Raw genomic sequence first — 15,142 nt, 5'->3', positions numbered from 1 at the left:
GCCCTAACCCGCCCGGCCGCATGAAGTCCGCAAGCGCACAGCGATTACGCCGCCAGCAGTTTTGCATCGGCCAGCTTGGCGGCCTTGGCATCCAGGGTAAGCATGGGTGTCGTCCCCTCAACCCAGCATGCTGCGGCATGCAAGCAGTCCGCAAAGTCTGCCGTGCCCTGCCGATAGGCATGCAATGCACGTTCGACGGCAGGCTCGGTCTGAAACTCCAGTTCCCGGGTTTCGAGCAGGGCGTTCAACGCCAGCAGGATGTCGGGTTTGGCAAATGCGTAGCGGGAGCGCAACACCCACTCCAGTTCCAGCATGACCGTCAGGGGTACGAAAAGGGTTTCATCCCGGCGCGCTGCGGACTCGAGCATTTCCGCGATACGGCGCGACTGGCCGGCGTCGTCATCTACCAGCCAGCGCACCAGGACATTGGTATCCAGCCCGGCCATCAGCGCCGGCCGATGCGCATGTCGTCCAGCGAAACCTTGCGTTTGTTCCCGGCGGATTTCAGCATGCCCTTGATCTCACCCATCGAACGAGTCTTAGCACGCATGACGGTGGAACCGTCGTCGAGCTGGGTAAACACTACGCGTTCGCCCGCGACCAGGCCGAGCGCCTTGCGGATGTCGGCGGGGATGGTGACCTGGCCCTTGCTGGTCATGGCGGCTTCGGACATGGCGGACCTCCTTACTATTTGATAAATAGTAAGGAATCTTTCCAGGTCGCGCAAGCTCAAAGATCGGTGCCAGGTTCACTTTCCCGTGTCGGCAAGTGGCCTGCCCCCGAGAGTTGCCCGGCCAATGATATGCAGGCAACTACCGCGCAGCATGCGGCGCGTGGATCGCATGCAAAAGCGCTCGCCCGGCATGGTAGACGGCCCGTTCCTCCTCCACGCCGGTTTGCGGACCGTGCGCCGGCTTGAGCCTCTGCGAATTCACCTGGCGGATGATCGCGCGCACCGCTCTCGCGTCGTTGAAGATGGCATCGCCCAGCAACGACCATGCTCAGTGGTAATCGTCTTCGCGCTGGTGCCGCACCGCCAGCACGGTGACGGTTTTGGCGTCATCGATTTCAAACAGCGCCACATAGCCGGATGCACCGAAGGCGATGATCAGTTCACGCAGAAACGTGTTGTCAGGTGCGGCCTTCCTGCAACTGAATGGCGAACTCGCCAGCAAGCCCAGGCCATTGCGGATGGCGTCCAGCGCGCGCTCGGCCGTGGTCCAGTCGCCATCCTCACGTGCCAAGGCAAAGTCATACAGCCGTTCAAGATCGGCCAACGCTTCCTCCGTGAAGCGGATCTTGAATGTCATGCCGAGGCTTTCTTCGCCTTGGCCAATCGCGCTTCAAGCTTTTTCAGCACCGCACCAGACGAAAAGTACACTCCGCTGGCTTTGGCCCGATCACGCGAAGCCAACCCACGGGCGATGAAGGCAGCCTGCTGCTGGCGCTGCTGAATCTGCGCCCGCAACGCGGACTCGACAAAGCCGGACAGACTCTCCCCGTCATGCAAAAGTTCTTCTGCGGCCTCACGCAGAGCCGGCTCCACACGCAGCGAGGGGAAGGTCGCGGTCTTCATGAAACCTCCTGATGCGATGCAATTGCGATACATAGTGGCGTAATTCAGCGACAGGGGCAAATCGCCGGAAAGAGTCTGGGACGACTCCCGGACCCGACACCCGCCCACGGGGTGGCTTGAACAAGCGAACCCGCACACATTGCGCCCAGCACCATCTTCCTGCTTCCCCACGACTGCCAGATCGAAAGATGTCGAGAGCAAGATCGCATTTGCAGCTCAGGGATCACCAGAGAACCTCGAAAACCTTCGTGAGGTGATCGAGTTTGGACTACCACGTTCCGTCGAAGTAGAGAATTTCAAAGTCACAGGCTCTCCGCTACTGGATGAGCTCAGCAAAAAATTTCCAAAAACAGGCACGCTCGCTATTAGCCCAATGTCCACGAACGTGGGAGTTGTCCGGCTATATCCTGGTGATAGATATTCGATTACCGCTCAGGAATTTGCACTCGATGCAGAGCTATTCCGCGGCATAAAAGGCGCGGCCATCTCGAATGAAACGAAGGACAGTGCTTATGATCTGAGCATTCGAATAGTCCAGCATGATTTTTCTGGTCAGGTAACGATAAGCATTGGGTTCAGACTGTCCTCGATCGCTGGGCGCGCCATACAAACTGTTGATGAGCTGAGGCCCCTTGCCAACTGGACAGAACAGGTCATGTTGCATAGAGCAATTTTTTTCGAGCTTGCCTTCATGGGAGTGCGTGCACCATGGGTTGCAACAGAGGACGCTATCAAGGGGCTGTACCCCTTCTTGCGCTTGGCCCGTACACTGAGCAGGCTTCACCTCTTGGCAAAATCCCTGAATTCGGAGCTCGCCTTGACTGAGGACTTTGAGTTCTCTACTGAGGATGTAGGCGATATTGATCTGGCCTTCGCCTTGCTAAAGGGGGAACGTCGTTCCGTTAACATCGAATCCATCGAGTTAGACCCCGTGCTACCTCTTGTAGACGTCCTCGATAAGAATTTCTACTGCACCACAACTTTATCTTTGACGATCTTCGGCCAATTACTAGGCGAGATTCCAGTAGGCATTGAGCTTTCGGGCTTTCTTATCGAGAGACTGCCCGATAGCGAGAAAGTCCGGTTGTCGATGGGAGAGACCGGGCGAGCTTGGATCTCTTATGCCAAGCATGACAACGAGAAAAACCGTTTGGCGAGGGAGCATCAGTAAGAACACAAAGACACGGTGACAACGCTGTGCCTCGTCAGCTCCATTCGATTCTGCGTAACTAGCAAAATGGGCGGTTAAGAGCAAAAGCAGAAACGTCTCCAACCGCCTACGACTGTTTGCCCCTCACCCCTCCAAACAATCAAACCGCCGATCCGCCTCCACCTCGGCCTCATAGTCCACATCCGCCCGATCAAACCCGAACAGCTGCAGAAACTCGTGCTTGTAGCCGGCGTAGTCGGTGATCTGCTTGAGGTTTTCGGTGGTAACGGTGGGCCAGAGAGTTTTGCAGGGGATCTGCACGTCGTCGCGTAGCTCCCAATCGTCCAGCCGCAGGCGGCCTTCGTCGTCGGTGGGTGCGGGGGCGCCGTCGGCGCGATAGAGCCGATCGTGGAACAACCGGTTGGCCTGCTCGATCGGCCCTTCGTGGATGCCTTTCTCCTTCATGATCTTGAAGGCGATGGACACGTACAGCGGGATCACCGGGATGGCGGCGCTGGCCTGGGTGACGACGGACTTCATCACGCCGACGTAGGCGTCGAGGCCAGGGTGGCGGCTGCGCAGTTGCTTGGCGGTGTTGTCCAGGTGCTGCTTGGCCTGGCCCAGGGTGCCGTGCCAGTACATCGGCCAGGTGATTTCGGTGCCGATGTAGCTGTAGGCGACGGTCTTGGCGTGCTCGGCCAGCACGCCGGCGGCGCTCAGCGCGTCGATCCACAGCGCCCAGTCCTCGCCGCCCATCACGGTGACGGTGTCCTTGATTTCCTGCTCGGTGGCCGGCTCGATGGTGGCCTCGATCACGGTGTCCTTGTTGGTGTCGACCGAGGTGTTGGTGAACGGCCGGCCGATGGTCTTGAGCGCCGAGCGCACGACTTCGCCGGTGTCCGGCAGCTTGCGCACGGGCGAGGCCAGCGAATAGACCACCAGGTCGATCGGGCCGCCCATTTCGTTCTTGATGATCTCGATCGCGCGGGCGCGGGTTTCGTTGGCGAAGGCGTCGGCGTTGATCGACTTGCTGTACAGGCCGGCCTGCTTGGCCACCTTGTCGAACGCGGCGGAGTTGTACCAGCCGGCGGTGCCGGTCTTCTCCGGGCTGCTGGGCTTTTCGAAGAACACGCCCAGCGTGGCCGCGCCGTAGCCGAACGCGGCAGTGATGCGCGAGGCAAGGCCGTAGCCGGTGGAGGCGCCGATCACCAGCACGCGTTTGGGGCCCTTGGTTTTGTCGTGGTTCGCGGCCTGGGTGACCTTGATCTGGTCGAGCACGTTGTGCTCGCAACCGACCGGATGGGCGGTGATGCAGATGAATCCGCGGACTTTGGGCTTGATGATCACTCGGGGGCTCCTGCTGCTGTTCGGCAATTGGCCATATTAACCAAGCTGGGGGGCCATGCGCTGCCGTAGGGAATCTCGGATGACCTTGCGTCGGGCTCCGTCGTTACGGCGAAAGCCGGAGCCCGGTGCTGCTGCACCTCGACGGCTTGAAGTCGCTGGATCCCGGCTTTCGCCGAGATGACGAGCTTGGGTGTGCGGTTCCTTGAGGTTCCCTGCAGACGAGCTTGGGCGTGCGGTTCCTTGAGATTCCCTGCAGACGAGCTTGGATGTGAGGTCCCCTGAGACTCCCCGCAGAGGTCGTACCTTGTCCGCAGCTGTCACGCCTGCGCGGGCTTCTGCGCCAATGTCCGCAGCGAGCTGGCCAGCGCACGTACCTGCCCCTCGTCGCTACGCAGCTCGCCGCCTTCCATGTCGGATAGAAGCATTCGCCGATGCTGCATGCCCGATGGCAGCTGGCCTTTGGCGGATGCGTGGAATTCGCGTGCGCCCGTGGCGGTGGCCAGCGCGACGATGTTCTGCGTGGTGATGCCTGCACCGGGCATCACCACCACGCGCCCGTTTGCCTGCACGACAAGATCGCGGATCAGCGCGGCGCCTTCCGCGGCGCTGGCCTGCGCACCCGAGGTGAGCACGCGTTCGCAGCCGAGCGCGACGATGGCTTCCAGTGCCTGCGCCGGGTCGCGGCTGAGGTCGAAGGCGCGATGGAAGGTCACGCCGAGTTTTCCCGCGGCGGCGATCAGCGTGCGGCAGCGTGCGGCGTCCACCCTGCCCTCGGCATCGAGCGCGCCGAGTACCACGCCGTCGCAGCCCAGTGCCACGCAGGCTTCGATGTCGCGCAGCATGGTTTCGCATTCGATATCGCTGTAGAGAAAATCGCCGGCGCGCGGGCGGACCAGCACGTACAGCGGTATGTGCAGGCGTTCGCGGGCCAGCGCGATCTGCGCATGCGACGGCGTCAGCCCGCCCAGTTCCAGCGCGGTGCAGAGTTCGACCCGCCCCGCTCCGCCGTCCTGGGCGGCCAGCGCGGAGGCGACCGAGTTGGCGGCGATCTCAAGCAGCATGGGTGAACGCGATCATGAGTAGTTCGTGGTGTAGACGCTGGGCGACGGGAGCAGCGCGTCCTGCTTGTGCGCATCGCATACGGCGTAGGAGAAGCCGCGCTGGATCGCGTACGCGCCGACCTCGCCGTCGCGGTTCATCGCCAGGAAGCCGACCTGCAGGGTCTTGGACGCCTCCGCGCGGCGCTTGACGATGCGCATCACCGCCTCCTTGCACGCCTCCTGCGGCGTGCGGCCCTGGCGCATCAGTTCGACCACCAGGAAGCTGCCGGCGTTGCGGATCACTTCCTCGCCGACGCCGGTGGAGGTGGCGCCGCCGATCTCGCCATCCACGTACAGGCCGGCGCCGATGATCGGGCTGTCGCCGACGCGGCCGTGCAGCTTCCACGCCATGCCGCTGGTGGTGCAGGCGCCGGCCAGCTTGCCGTGCGCGTCCAGCGCCAGCATGCCGATGGTGTCGTGGTTGTTGGCGCCACCCGGACGGCCAGCCTTGTCGTAGTCGCGCACTTCGCTGTTGATCGACGGCTGGTACTTCGCCGTCTTCAGCCATGCGTGCCAGGCCTGCTCGGATTCCGGCGTCAGCAGTTCTTCCTTCTTGAAGCCCTGCTCCAGCGCGAACTGCAGCGCGCCGTCGCCGACCAGCAGCACGTGCGGCGTGCGCTCCATCACCCGCCGTGCCACCGAGATCGGATGGGCGATGTGCTCGATCGCGGCGACCGCGCCGCAGTTGTAGTTGTGATCCATGATGCTGGCGTCGAGGGTGACGTGGCCGTCGCGATCGGGATAACCGGCCCGGCCGACGCTGTGGTTCTTCAGGTCGGCCTCGGGTACCCGCGCACCGGCTTCGACCGCGTCCAGCGCATGCCCGCCCTTGCCGAGGATCGCCCAGGCCGCCTGGTTCGCGGCGATGCCGAAGTCCCAGGTCGAGACCACGCGCACCGCGGCGGCGGGCCGTGCCGCCGGCGCGGCCGCCTTCAGCCTGCCGCCCCAGGCGAGCAGCGAGGCGGAGGCGCCGAGCAACGAGGTTTTCAGGAAATCTCTGCGGTTGGCCATGGCAAGCTCCTCGGGGGAAACAAAAAACCCCGCACAGGATGCGGGGTTTTCATTTTGCACTACATGGTGAGCGGGTTGATCAGGCGGCGATTTCCACGCCCGAAGCCTGGGCGCCCTTCGGGCCCTGGGTGACTTCGAACTTCACGCGCTGGCCTTCCTGCAGGCTGCGGAAGCCCTTGGAATTGATCGCCGAAAAATGGACGAACACGTCCTCCCCACCATCCTCAGGCGCGATGAAGCCGAAACCCTTGGCATCGTTGAACCATTTGACCGTACCAAAACGCATTGCGTGAACCTCTGGATCCATGGAATGGGTGCGCCAGGATGTGTGCTGAACCCCTTGCCCCCCTGCGGCTCGCCGCCCTGGCCCGGGGAAAATATCAATATGTGAAGGTGCAACGCAATATGTGAAGACGGATTGGCCAACCGAAAGCGCAGCCCGGACTCAACTTTTCAGCATGGCGGCGAGGATGCGCGGCACCTCGGCGGTGGCCGCGGCCAGGTGCGCGAAGATCTCCTCGATGCTGATCTCTGCCTCGTCGCCGCAACCCGCGGCGAAGTTCGCCACCAGCGCCAGGCAGGCGTAGTCGAGCTCCAGCTCGCGCGCCAGCGCCGCCTCGGGCATGCCGGTCATGCCGACCAGGTCGCAGCCGTCGCGCTTCATCCGCGCGATCTCGGCGCGCGTTTCCAGTCGCGGGCCCTGGGTGGCGCCGTAGCAACCGCTGCCGATCACGCCGATCCCCACCGCCCGTGCGGCCGCCAGCAGGCGCTGGCGCAATGACTCGGTATACGGCTCGCTGAAGTCGATGTGCTTCACCTGCGCACCGTCGACATCACAGAAACTGGTGTAGCGGCCATGGGTGTAGTCGATCAGCTGGTCGGGCACCACGACCACGCGCGGGCCCATGTCGCCGCGGATGCCGCCGACGGCATTGACGCCGATCACCTGTCGCGCGCCCAGGCTGTGCAGCGCCCACAGGTTGGCGCGGTAGTTGACCCGGTGCGGCGGCAAAGTGTGGCTCTCGCCATGGCGCGCGAGGAAGGCCACCCGCCTGCCGGCGAAATCGCCGATTGCCACATCGCCCGAAGCCGTGCCGTAAGGCGTGTCCACCGCGTGTCGCGTGACATTTTCCAGGCCCGGAAAGCTGTACAGGCCGCTGCCGCCGATCACGGCCAGGTCGATGGTGCTCATGCGGCGGTCTCCTTCAGTGCATAGATGCCCGGCAGGTTGCGTCCCTGTTCGTGGTAGTCCATGCCGTAGCCGAACACGTAGCGGTCCGGCAGCTCGACGCCGTTGAAATCGGAGGCGATGCCTTCGACCAGGCGGTCATGCCGCTTGGTGCACAGGCTGGCGATCAGCACGCGCTTCGCGCCGCGCCGGTAGCAGTCGCCGCGCACCGCCTTGAGCGTGTGGCCTTCGTCGAGGATGTCGTCGACCAGCAGCACCACGCGACCGGCCAGCGGCACCAGCGGCTCGCGCAGCCAGTGCAGCTCGCTGCCGGAGGTGGCGCCGCGGTAGCGCGTCGCATGCACGTAGTCGAATTCCAGATCGGTGCGTATCGCCAGGGCCAGCTGGCCGGCAAAGATCAGGGCGCCGTTCATCACGGTGAGGAAGACCGCGCACTCGCCGTCCAGCGCCGCGTCGATCCGGCGGCCCATGTCGGCGATCACGGTTTCCAGTTCGCCACGCTCGTGCAGGAGGTCGGAGTGGACGAGGGCATCGGCAAGCAAGGGGGTCGAAGTATTCATGCCATTCCTGGTTCGGCATTCAGTGCCGTGATGCGCGCGACGAAACGGTCGCGCTGTGGGTTGTCGGTAAGGCTGGCCCAGCTGGCGCCGAGCGCGCCGCGCATGGCGGCAAGCTGCGGCGGCATCGCTGCGACATCGCCCTGCATCGCAGCGATCGCTTCGTCCACCACGTCGGGGAAGCAGGCCAGCACCAGGTCACAACCGGCATCCAGATGCGCTCTGACCCGCTCGCCCACACTGCCGGCAGCGCCCGCGGCGGCCATGCTGATGTCGTCGCTGATCACCGCGCCGGCAAAGCCCAGCTCGCCGCGCAGGATCTGTTCGATCCACACTTTCGAATAGCCGGCCGGCTGGCTGTCCACGGCCGGATAGGTCACGTGCGCCATCATCACCGCCTCGACCCGCGCCTCGATGCATTCGGCAAACGGCAGCAGGTCGTCGCGGCGGATCTGCTCCAGGCTGCGCGGGTCGATCGCCTGCGCCTTGTGCGTATCGGTGGCGACCGAACCATGCCCCGGGAAATGCTTGAGTACCGCCGCCATGCCGCCCAGGTGCATGCCGCGCACATAGGCCTGCGCCAGCTCGGCGGTCACCGCCGGATCGGCATGCAAGGCGCGCAGGCCGATCGCCGCGTTGCCGCGGGCCAGGTCCACCACCGGCGCAAAACTGAAATCGACGCCGCTGGCGCGCAGCTCGCTGGCCATCACCCAGGCGTGCTCTTCGGCCAGGCGCACCGCCTCGCCGGGATCGCGGTCGTGGACCGCGCCGATGGTCGCCAGCGGCGGCAGGCGGGTGAAGCCATCGCGGAAGCGCTGTACCGGGCCGCCTTCCTGGTCGACCGCGATCAGCAGCTGGTCGCCGCCGGTCTCGCGAATCGATTCGCACAGGGCGATCAGCTGTTCGCGCGACTGGTAGTTGCGCGCGAACAGCAGCACGCCGGCGACTCCCGGCGCGGTGAGCCAGGGTTTTTCGTGTTCGGCCAGTTGCAGCCCGGCCACGCCGATCATCAGCATGCAGCATCCTCGGCGGCGCGCTCGGCCGGCGACCATTGCCGGTACGGATGCGCGATCAGGTTGACGTTGTAGTAGCGCATCAGCGCACTCACCTCGCGCCCCAGCCATGGCGGCCGCGGGAACGCTGCATCGACGGCCGGCAGCTCGACCTCGGCCACGATCAGCCCGGCGTTGTCGCCGAGGAATTCGTCGATCTCGAACAGCACGCCATCGACCCGGACATGGTGCCGGACCTTTTCCAGCACGCCATCGCACAGCGTGGCCAGCAGGACCCTGGCATCAGCTACCGGTATCGCATACTCGAACTCGGCCCGTGCGATGCCAGGTGTCGCGGCCTTGATGTTCAACCACGCCTGCTCGCCGGCAAGCCGTGCGCGTACCGAAGCACGCGCATTGCCATCGCGCAATGCCTGTGCACCGACCAGATAACCCTGCGCGATCGACTCGCTGCGCGCGATGGCCGCGCGCCAGCCGTCGCTGGCGAGAAGAAACTTGCGTTCGATTTCGATGCCCATGCGTTCGACTCAGTCGCGCTCGAACAATGCAATCGACTCGACATGTGCGGTATGCGGGAACATGTCCATCACACCCGCCGACTTCAATTTGAAACCGTGCTGGTTCACCAGGATGCCGGCATCGCGCGCCAGCGACCCCGGATGGCAGGACACGTACACGATGCGGCGGGTGTGCTTGTGCGGCAGGTAGTCCAGCACCTTGTCGGCACCGGCGCGCGGCGGATCGAGCAGCAGCTTGTCCCACGGCTGGCGCGCCCAGTCGGCGCTGCGCTGGTCCTCGAACAGGTTGGCCACGTGGAAGCGCGCGTTGTCGATGCCGTTGCGCGCGGCGTTCTGCGCGGCACGCTCGACCAGGCCGTGCTCGCCTTCGACGCCGACTACCTCAGCGACACGACGGGCGATCGGCAGGGTGAAGTTGCCGAGGCCGCAGAACAGGTCGAGCATGCGGTCGGTCGGCTGCGGGTCGAGCAGCTCCAGCGTGCGCGCCATCATGCGCTGGTTCATGTCGGCATTGACCTGCACGAAGTCGAGCGGCTGGAACTCCAGCTCGACGTCTTCGATGTCCGCGTCGCCACTGGCGATGCGGAACGCCAGCCGCGGTTGTTCCGGCCACAGCGGATGCACGCTGCTGTTGCCGCCCGGCTGCAGGTAGATCGCCAGGTCGTGCTGCTGGGCAAACGCGACCAGGGCGGCACGGTCGCGCTCGCTGAGCGGCTGCATGTGGCGGAACACCAGCGCCATGGTGTCGTCGCCGCCGGCAAACTCGATCTGCGGGATGTCGTTGGCCGCATCCATGCCGTTGAGCAGCTCGGCGAGCAGGCCGATCTTCGGCCCCAGCGCCGGATGCATCACTTCGCATTGCTGGATGTCGGCGACGAAACGCGGGTTCTCCTCCTCGCGGAAACCCACCAGCACGCGGCCTTTCTTCACCACGTTGCGCACCGACAGGCGACCCTTGCGCCGGTAGCCCCACGGCTCGCCGGTGAGCGGCGGCAGCCACGACTGCGGCACCACCTTGCCGATGCGCTCGAAGTTCTCCGCCAGCACGCGCTGCTTGGTGGCGATCTGCGATTCGGCGTCCAGGTGCTGGAACGAGCAGCCGCTGCACTCGCCGAAGTGCCGGCAACGCGGCTCCACCCGGTGCGGCGAGCGGGTGATCAGCTCGACGACTTCGGCCTCGTCGAAATGACGATGGCGCTTGCGCAGCCTGGCCAGCACCTGTTCGCCCAGCAGTGCGCCGCTGACGAAGACCGCCTTGCCGTCGATACGGGCCACGCCGCGACCGTCATGGCTGAGGTCGGTGATGTGGGCTTCGAAGGGAGTCGACGGAACGGAGTTGGATCGGGACATGAGGCTTGGACGAATGAGGCCGTGCTGGCTGGCCGCCAATTATCACAGATCGGCCCGAGCACCGCCCATCGCCTGGCGCCAGCGCTTACTTCCTTTGCCAGGCGCCGCCGGCATCCTGGTAATACCAACCCGCATGCGCCTTTTCGATCCAGCCCTTGGCGAAGGCGGCGCGGATCTGCGACTCCCACTCGGGATGGTTGTTGGCATTGGCGATTTCGCGATAGAGCGCGGCACGGTCGCGGTTCTCGTCGGCCACCGTGGCGCTGGCCTGCGAGCGCTGGCTGAGCGGCACTTTCGTCGCATCGCGCATCACCACCATGCCGTCGCTGGTGAAACCGACCGCACCGCTGTCCAGCAGCGCGCCGAGCGCGCCCTGGAAGCGTTCGCGCATGCGCCCGCGAATCGCTTCACTGGTGCCGGTCTGGATGAGGATGTTCGGCGTATCGGCGGCATATGCGGCGGGAATCAGCAGGTCGAGCAGCATCGCGGACGGCTGCCTGCCACTGCCGCGCTTGGCAGGCGCGGGCTGCGGCGCCGGCGTCGCAGGCTGCGCGGCGCCATCCAGCACATTGCCGATGAACTGGTCGGCGGCCTTCTGCGCGGCGGCCTCCGGGAAATACACGTTGATGGTGACGCAGCCGACCAGGGCCACGGCCAGCGACGTCAGGATCAGGTAGACGAGCTTGCGCATGACAGACTCCAGCAGTCAAAACACATGGGAAAAGCAGGCAGCTTCGGTCAGCGGACTTCCGGAGCGGTGCCGTTGATGGCATCGCGCAGCCGCCGCACCAGCGTCGGCCAGTCGACCTGGGTCTGATGGCCGATCACCTGCAAATGGGGCAAACCACTCCCTTCGACGATAGTGTAACCGCCGCCGCTGGCCCCCAGCCCGCTCATCTGGCAGACCGTGCCCTGCAGGCTGCAGTTGAGACCGATCCGGCTGTAGCCGAACGTCTTGAACAGTTTCAGCATGGCCCCCTGCAGCCCGCCCGCCAGGCTGCCGCCACCGACCGAGGTCAGGTTGTTCACGGCACGCTGGCTGATCCGCCCGCCGCCGTCGGCAAGCAGGCTCGCCTTGAACGCGACCGGGTTCCAGTTGACCAGCCGCAGATCGTCGATCGAACCGTCCATGCGACCGGTGATATTGCCGAAATCGAACACGCTGGTGACGACACCCAGATCGAGCTGCTTCAGCGTGAGGTCGCCGCTCAAGACCGGGCTGGCCCCGAACGGCTGCTGCAGCGAGAGCCGGGTGATGTCGACGAAACCGCCGAACACGTTGGCCGACAGGCCGCCCTGCAGCTCGAAGCGGTCGTCGACCCAGCGCAGCGCGGGAATGGCCCCGCCCAGGGTGCCGGGGAAGGCCGGCCAGCCCATCGCACGACTGAACGCCGCCATGTCGACGCCGGTCAGCACCAGCGAGGTCTCCAGCCGCTGCCCTTTCGCCGCCGCCGGACGCCAGTCCAGCTCGCCGACACGCAGCTGGCCCTTCAGCACGGGAACCTCGAACGGCTGGCGCAGGCCGAGCGTGCCGGCGCGGCTCTGCCATTGCGACTGCGCGGCGCCATTGGCTATGCGGTAGAACTGCAGGCTGCGCCAGCCGAGCGTGGTTGCCGGCCGGTCACCCTGGGCCGACCAGTCCAGGCCGCCGCGCAAGCCTTCGACCGCCAGTCGCCCGTTCGCATCGGCCATGCTCAGGCCGTCGGTGTCGAACGCAAAACTGCGCAGGCCCTCCTCATGCAGCTCAAGGCTCCCGTTCAACTGGCCGGCGATGTTCATGCCCTGCAAGCCCAGGGTATTCAGCCAGGCCTGGCCATAGCGCTGGTAAGCCGTCGGGAAGCTGGCGTGGAAGTGATCCAGTTTCAGCGTCTTCAGTTCGCCCTTGGCATTCCATGCAAGCGCGCCGTCGAGCTGCAGCGCATCCGCATCGCTCACCCGCAGGTGGTGCACGTCGAATGCGCCGCTCTGCATGCTGGCATGCAGGCCCAATTGCACGGTGTGATCCGGCAACTTCGCGTAGAGCGGCCCCAGCAGCAACTCGCCGCCACGCAGGCTGGCGTCCAGATCGATCGCGGCCGGCGCCACGGTGGTGTCCAGGCTGAACCGGCCATTGCCGTTCATCGCCTGCCCGGCCAGCGTGCCGGTCGGCGTATCGAAGCCGACGCCATTGAGGGTGAACTGCCCGGAGGACTGCAGGCCGGTATCGCGCACGTCCAGTGCCAGCTCGGCATCGAGCCGGCCGCCGGTGGAGCGCCCTGCCCAGACCGTAGCGAGCAGGCCCTGCAGCCAGCCGGCGGGAAGATTCTTCAGGCTGATCTGCGCATGGCTGAGCTGATCCAGCGGCAACGCCGTGTTGGCCTGCGCCTTGCCCTGCAGCAGATCGACCAGGAGCGTATTGGCCGACTCGCTCAACTGGATGCTCACGCGGGCATCGCTGAGCGCACCGCCCGGTGCCCCGGCCAGGCGCACGTTGCCGTCGAACAGCCAGCGCAGGCGCTCGTCGCGCTGCAGGTTGCCGTCGAGCGTCAGGCCAAGCCGCTGCCAACCCATCGCCGGCACGTCCGCCTGCGCCGCACTCAGCCGCAGGTGCAACCCGCCGCCGGCCTCTTCGGCGATCCTCACCGTCACCTGCTGCAGATGGGCGCCAGGCACGTTGACCGACCTGGCCGTCAGCAGCACATCCGCACGCGCAGGCGCCACCCAGCCGAGTCCCAGCAGAAGGCAGCAACACAGCAAAAGATGGCTTGATGTGGAACGCATGTCGCGCCATTCTGCCAAATAAAGCTGAACGACAACGATTTCGTCATGCCGACCCAACCGGATACACCCTTCATCGCACCTGTCCCGTACCTGTCGCCAAGGGTGCTGGTGGCCGACGATGACGCTGCCAGTTGCCGTTTCCTGTGCGATGGCCTGCGCTCGCTGGGCGCCCAGGCACAGGCTTGTGCCGACGGCACCGCGGCCCTGCAGCACGCCTGCGCCGAGGTATTCGACCTGCTGCTGCTGGACTGCCGCATGCCGGGAGCCGGTGCGCTGCAGATTCTCACCTCGCTGCGGCGCAACCCGCAGGCCGGTTCGGCCGAATGCATCGCCGTGGCCACCACCGCCGAACTGGCGCCGCGCGACCGCCAGTCGCTGCTCGCCGCCGGCTTCACCGAGATTCTGCTCAAGCCCTGCAGCATGGCCGACCTGCGGCGCGTGCTGATGCTGGTTCAGCCGGAACGGTCCGACGCCTGCGTGCTCGACGACCAGGCCGCACTCACCAGCACCGGCGACGCCGCCACCATGCTGGCGCTGCGGCGACTGCTGCGCGAGGAACTGATCCTGCTGGAACAGGAACTGGAGCCGCTGAGCCGGGATCGGTTCGGCTTTGGCGAGCGTCTGCATCGGCTGCGTTCGTCCTGCGGCTTCTGCGGCGCGGCCGCGCTGTCGGTGCAGACGATATGGCTGCAGCAGCGCTTGGCGGAGCGCGAAGCGACCCCCGCCGCGCTGACCCGCTTCCGCAAGACGCTGCTGACGACCTTGCAGGCGCTGGAGCGCTAGCCGCGCGGCTATCTGCGATGTGACATGGCCAGCGCCAGCACGCGCCAGGCACGCAGCTCGCCGCCACCGAGGTGGAAACGGATCACTTCGCGCATCAGGTTGCGCAGGCTCTTCAGGCCGGCATGATCGGGCGGTTGATCCTGCGCCAGGGCCAGCAGGTCGCTGCCGCGCAGCGCCTGCGCATGGCCTGGCGTGCAACGCACGACGCCCTGCTCGACCAGATAGCGATAATGCGCACCGGACTCCAGCGGCTCGCCGCTATCGGACTCGTAGTGCAGCTGCAGGCCATAGCCGATCGCCTCCAGCAGGTCGCGTTCGAAGCGGCGCAGGCTCCACGCCAACGACTCGTCGCCGGCCAACCGCGCGAGCGTCTGCCCGTAAACATCGAACAGCGGCGGCAGCGGATCCTGCCGCTCGGTCAGGCGCACCACCAGTTCGTTGAGGTAGAGCCCGGCCAGGCCGGCGTCGCCGGTCAAGCGCAACGGCATGCCGACCGCCTCGACCGCGGTGAGCGTGGCCAGCTCGCCGCGCAGCAGCAGGTCCAGCGCCAGCGGCTGGAACGGTTCGAGCTGGGCGCGCCGCAGGCGGCTGCGCTCACCGCGCACCCCGCGCGCCACCACGCCCAGCCGACCGTGTTCCCGGGTCAGGCATTCCAGCAGCAGCGAGGTCTCGCGATACGGCCGCGCGTGCAGGACAAAGGCCGGTTGCTGTTCGAGGCGCATGAAAAATCAGGAGTGAGGAGTGAGGAGCGAGGAGCGAGAGAAAAGCGGCGGCGATACTTCCTGTAC

At 65.5% G+C, this 15,142-nt stretch carries 19 protein-coding genes; 2 read left to right on the top strand and 17 right to left on the bottom strand.

The window, feature by feature from the left end:
- Positions 1–44 precede the first annotated feature (44 nt).
- The 5 genes from B0E46_RS13555 to B0E46_RS13535 form a co-directional block, all read right to left on the bottom strand.
- Positions 45–446, bottom strand: a complete 402-nt coding sequence (locus B0E46_RS13555; RefSeq protein WP_077556305.1) for a type II toxin-antitoxin system VapC family toxin — start codon at positions 444–446, stop codon at positions 45–47.
- A complete protein-coding gene (locus B0E46_RS13550; RefSeq protein WP_077445514.1) occupies positions 446–673 on the bottom strand; it encodes a type II toxin-antitoxin system PrlF family antitoxin in 228 nt (75 codons plus the stop codon). The genes B0E46_RS13555 and B0E46_RS13550 overlap by 1 nt, the downstream gene beginning before the upstream one ends.
- Before the next feature lie 139 nt (positions 674–812).
- A complete protein-coding gene (locus B0E46_RS13545) occupies positions 813–992 on the bottom strand; it encodes a hypothetical protein (RefSeq protein WP_077556304.1) in 180 nt (59 codons plus the stop codon).
- 9 nt (positions 993–1,001) lie between these two features.
- On the bottom strand, positions 1,002–1,310 hold the full coding sequence (locus B0E46_RS13540) for a type II toxin-antitoxin system RelE/ParE family toxin (protein ID WP_077556303.1): 309 nt from the start codon (positions 1,308–1,310) through the stop codon (positions 1,002–1,004).
- Positions 1,307–1,576, bottom strand: a complete 270-nt coding sequence (locus tag B0E46_RS13535) for a YlcI/YnfO family protein (RefSeq protein ID WP_077556302.1) — start codon at positions 1,574–1,576, stop codon at positions 1,307–1,309. The genes B0E46_RS13540 and B0E46_RS13535 overlap by 4 nt, the downstream gene beginning before the upstream one ends.
- Positions 1,577–1,829: 253 nt before the next feature.
- Between B0E46_RS13535 and B0E46_RS13530 the strand changes: the two genes are divergently transcribed.
- Positions 1,830–2,747 carry a hypothetical protein gene (locus tag B0E46_RS13530; protein WP_139350549.1) on the top strand — a complete coding sequence of 306 codons (918 nt, stop codon included), beginning with the start codon at positions 1,830–1,832 and terminating at the stop codon, positions 2,745–2,747.
- A gap of 123 nt (positions 2,748–2,870) precedes the next feature.
- Here the strand turns inward: B0E46_RS13530 and fabV are convergent, their stop codons facing one another.
- The 11 genes from fabV to B0E46_RS13475 all read right to left on the bottom strand — a co-directional run bounded on the left by fabV (position 2,871) and on the right by B0E46_RS13475 (position 13,571).
- Positions 2,871–4,073, bottom strand: coding sequence for an enoyl-ACP reductase FabV (gene fabV, locus B0E46_RS13525; RefSeq protein ID WP_077556300.1), 1,203 nt, complete (start codon positions 4,071–4,073; stop codon positions 2,871–2,873).
- Between the two features lie 317 nt (positions 4,074–4,390).
- Positions 4,391–5,134, bottom strand: a complete 744-nt coding sequence (locus tag B0E46_RS13520; RefSeq protein ID WP_077556299.1) for a copper homeostasis protein CutC — start codon at positions 5,132–5,134, stop codon at positions 4,391–4,393.
- Positions 5,135–5,146: 12 nt separating this feature from the next.
- Entirely contained in the window at positions 5,147–6,184 is a 1,038-nt protein-coding gene (locus B0E46_RS13515) for a N(4)-(beta-N-acetylglucosaminyl)-L-asparaginase (RefSeq protein ID WP_077556298.1), read from the bottom strand.
- A gap of 79 nt (positions 6,185–6,263) precedes the next feature.
- The gene (locus tag B0E46_RS13510) at positions 6,264–6,470 is read right to left on the bottom strand and encodes a cold-shock protein (RefSeq protein ID WP_072320702.1); all 207 of its coding nucleotides are present in this window, start codon (positions 6,468–6,470) and stop codon (positions 6,264–6,266) included.
- Between the two features lie 159 nt (positions 6,471–6,629).
- Positions 6,630–7,376, bottom strand: a complete 747-nt coding sequence (locus B0E46_RS13505) for an S-methyl-5'-thioinosine phosphorylase (RefSeq protein WP_077556297.1) — start codon at positions 7,374–7,376, stop codon at positions 6,630–6,632.
- Positions 7,373–7,933: a hypoxanthine-guanine phosphoribosyltransferase gene (locus B0E46_RS13500; protein ID WP_077556296.1), complete on the bottom strand. Its 561-nt coding sequence runs from the start codon at positions 7,931–7,933 to the stop codon at positions 7,373–7,375. Before B0E46_RS13500 ends, B0E46_RS13505 begins: the two co-directional genes overlap by 4 nt.
- The gene (gene nagZ, locus B0E46_RS13495; protein WP_077556295.1) at positions 7,930–8,946 is read right to left on the bottom strand and encodes a beta-N-acetylhexosaminidase; all 1,017 of its coding nucleotides are present in this window, start codon (positions 8,944–8,946) and stop codon (positions 7,930–7,932) included. The genes B0E46_RS13500 and nagZ overlap by 4 nt, the downstream gene beginning before the upstream one ends.
- Positions 8,940–9,461: a CYTH domain-containing protein gene (locus tag B0E46_RS13490; protein ID WP_077556294.1), complete on the bottom strand. Its 522-nt coding sequence runs from the start codon at positions 9,459–9,461 to the stop codon at positions 8,940–8,942. The genes nagZ and B0E46_RS13490 overlap by 7 nt, the downstream gene beginning before the upstream one ends.
- Positions 9,462–9,470: 9 nt before the next feature.
- Complete coding sequence (gene rlmD / locus B0E46_RS13485; protein WP_077556293.1) at positions 9,471–10,811, bottom strand: 23S rRNA (uracil(1939)-C(5))-methyltransferase RlmD; 1,341 nt, start codon at positions 10,809–10,811, stop codon at positions 9,471–9,473.
- Between the two features lie 85 nt (positions 10,812–10,896).
- Entirely contained in the window at positions 10,897–11,502 is a 606-nt protein-coding gene (locus B0E46_RS13480) for a YdbL family protein (protein ID WP_077556292.1), read from the bottom strand.
- A gap of 47 nt (positions 11,503–11,549) precedes the next feature.
- A complete protein-coding gene (locus tag B0E46_RS13475; RefSeq protein ID WP_077556315.1) occupies positions 11,550–13,571 on the bottom strand; it encodes a hypothetical protein in 2,022 nt (673 codons plus the stop codon).
- A 45-nt stretch (positions 13,572–13,616) separates the two neighbouring features.
- Between B0E46_RS13475 and B0E46_RS13470 the strand changes: the two genes are divergently transcribed.
- Positions 13,617–14,354, top strand: coding sequence for a response regulator (locus tag B0E46_RS13470; protein WP_077556291.1), 738 nt, complete (start codon positions 13,617–13,619; stop codon positions 14,352–14,354).
- A gap of 8 nt (positions 14,355–14,362) precedes the next feature.
- On the opposite strand, the gene recO is transcribed toward B0E46_RS13470, so the two are convergent.
- Positions 14,363–15,076: a DNA repair protein RecO gene (gene recO, locus B0E46_RS13465; protein ID WP_077556290.1), complete on the bottom strand. Its 714-nt coding sequence runs from the start codon at positions 15,074–15,076 to the stop codon at positions 14,363–14,365.
- Positions 15,077–15,142 lie beyond the last annotated feature (66 nt).

Origin of the sequence: Rhodanobacter sp. B04, from assembly GCF_002001125.1 — a bacterium.
In the GTDB taxonomy this organism is placed as follows: Bacteria; Pseudomonadota; Gammaproteobacteria; order Xanthomonadales; family Rhodanobacteraceae; genus Rhodanobacter.
This window is presented reverse-complemented; position numbering and strand designations above follow the sequence as displayed.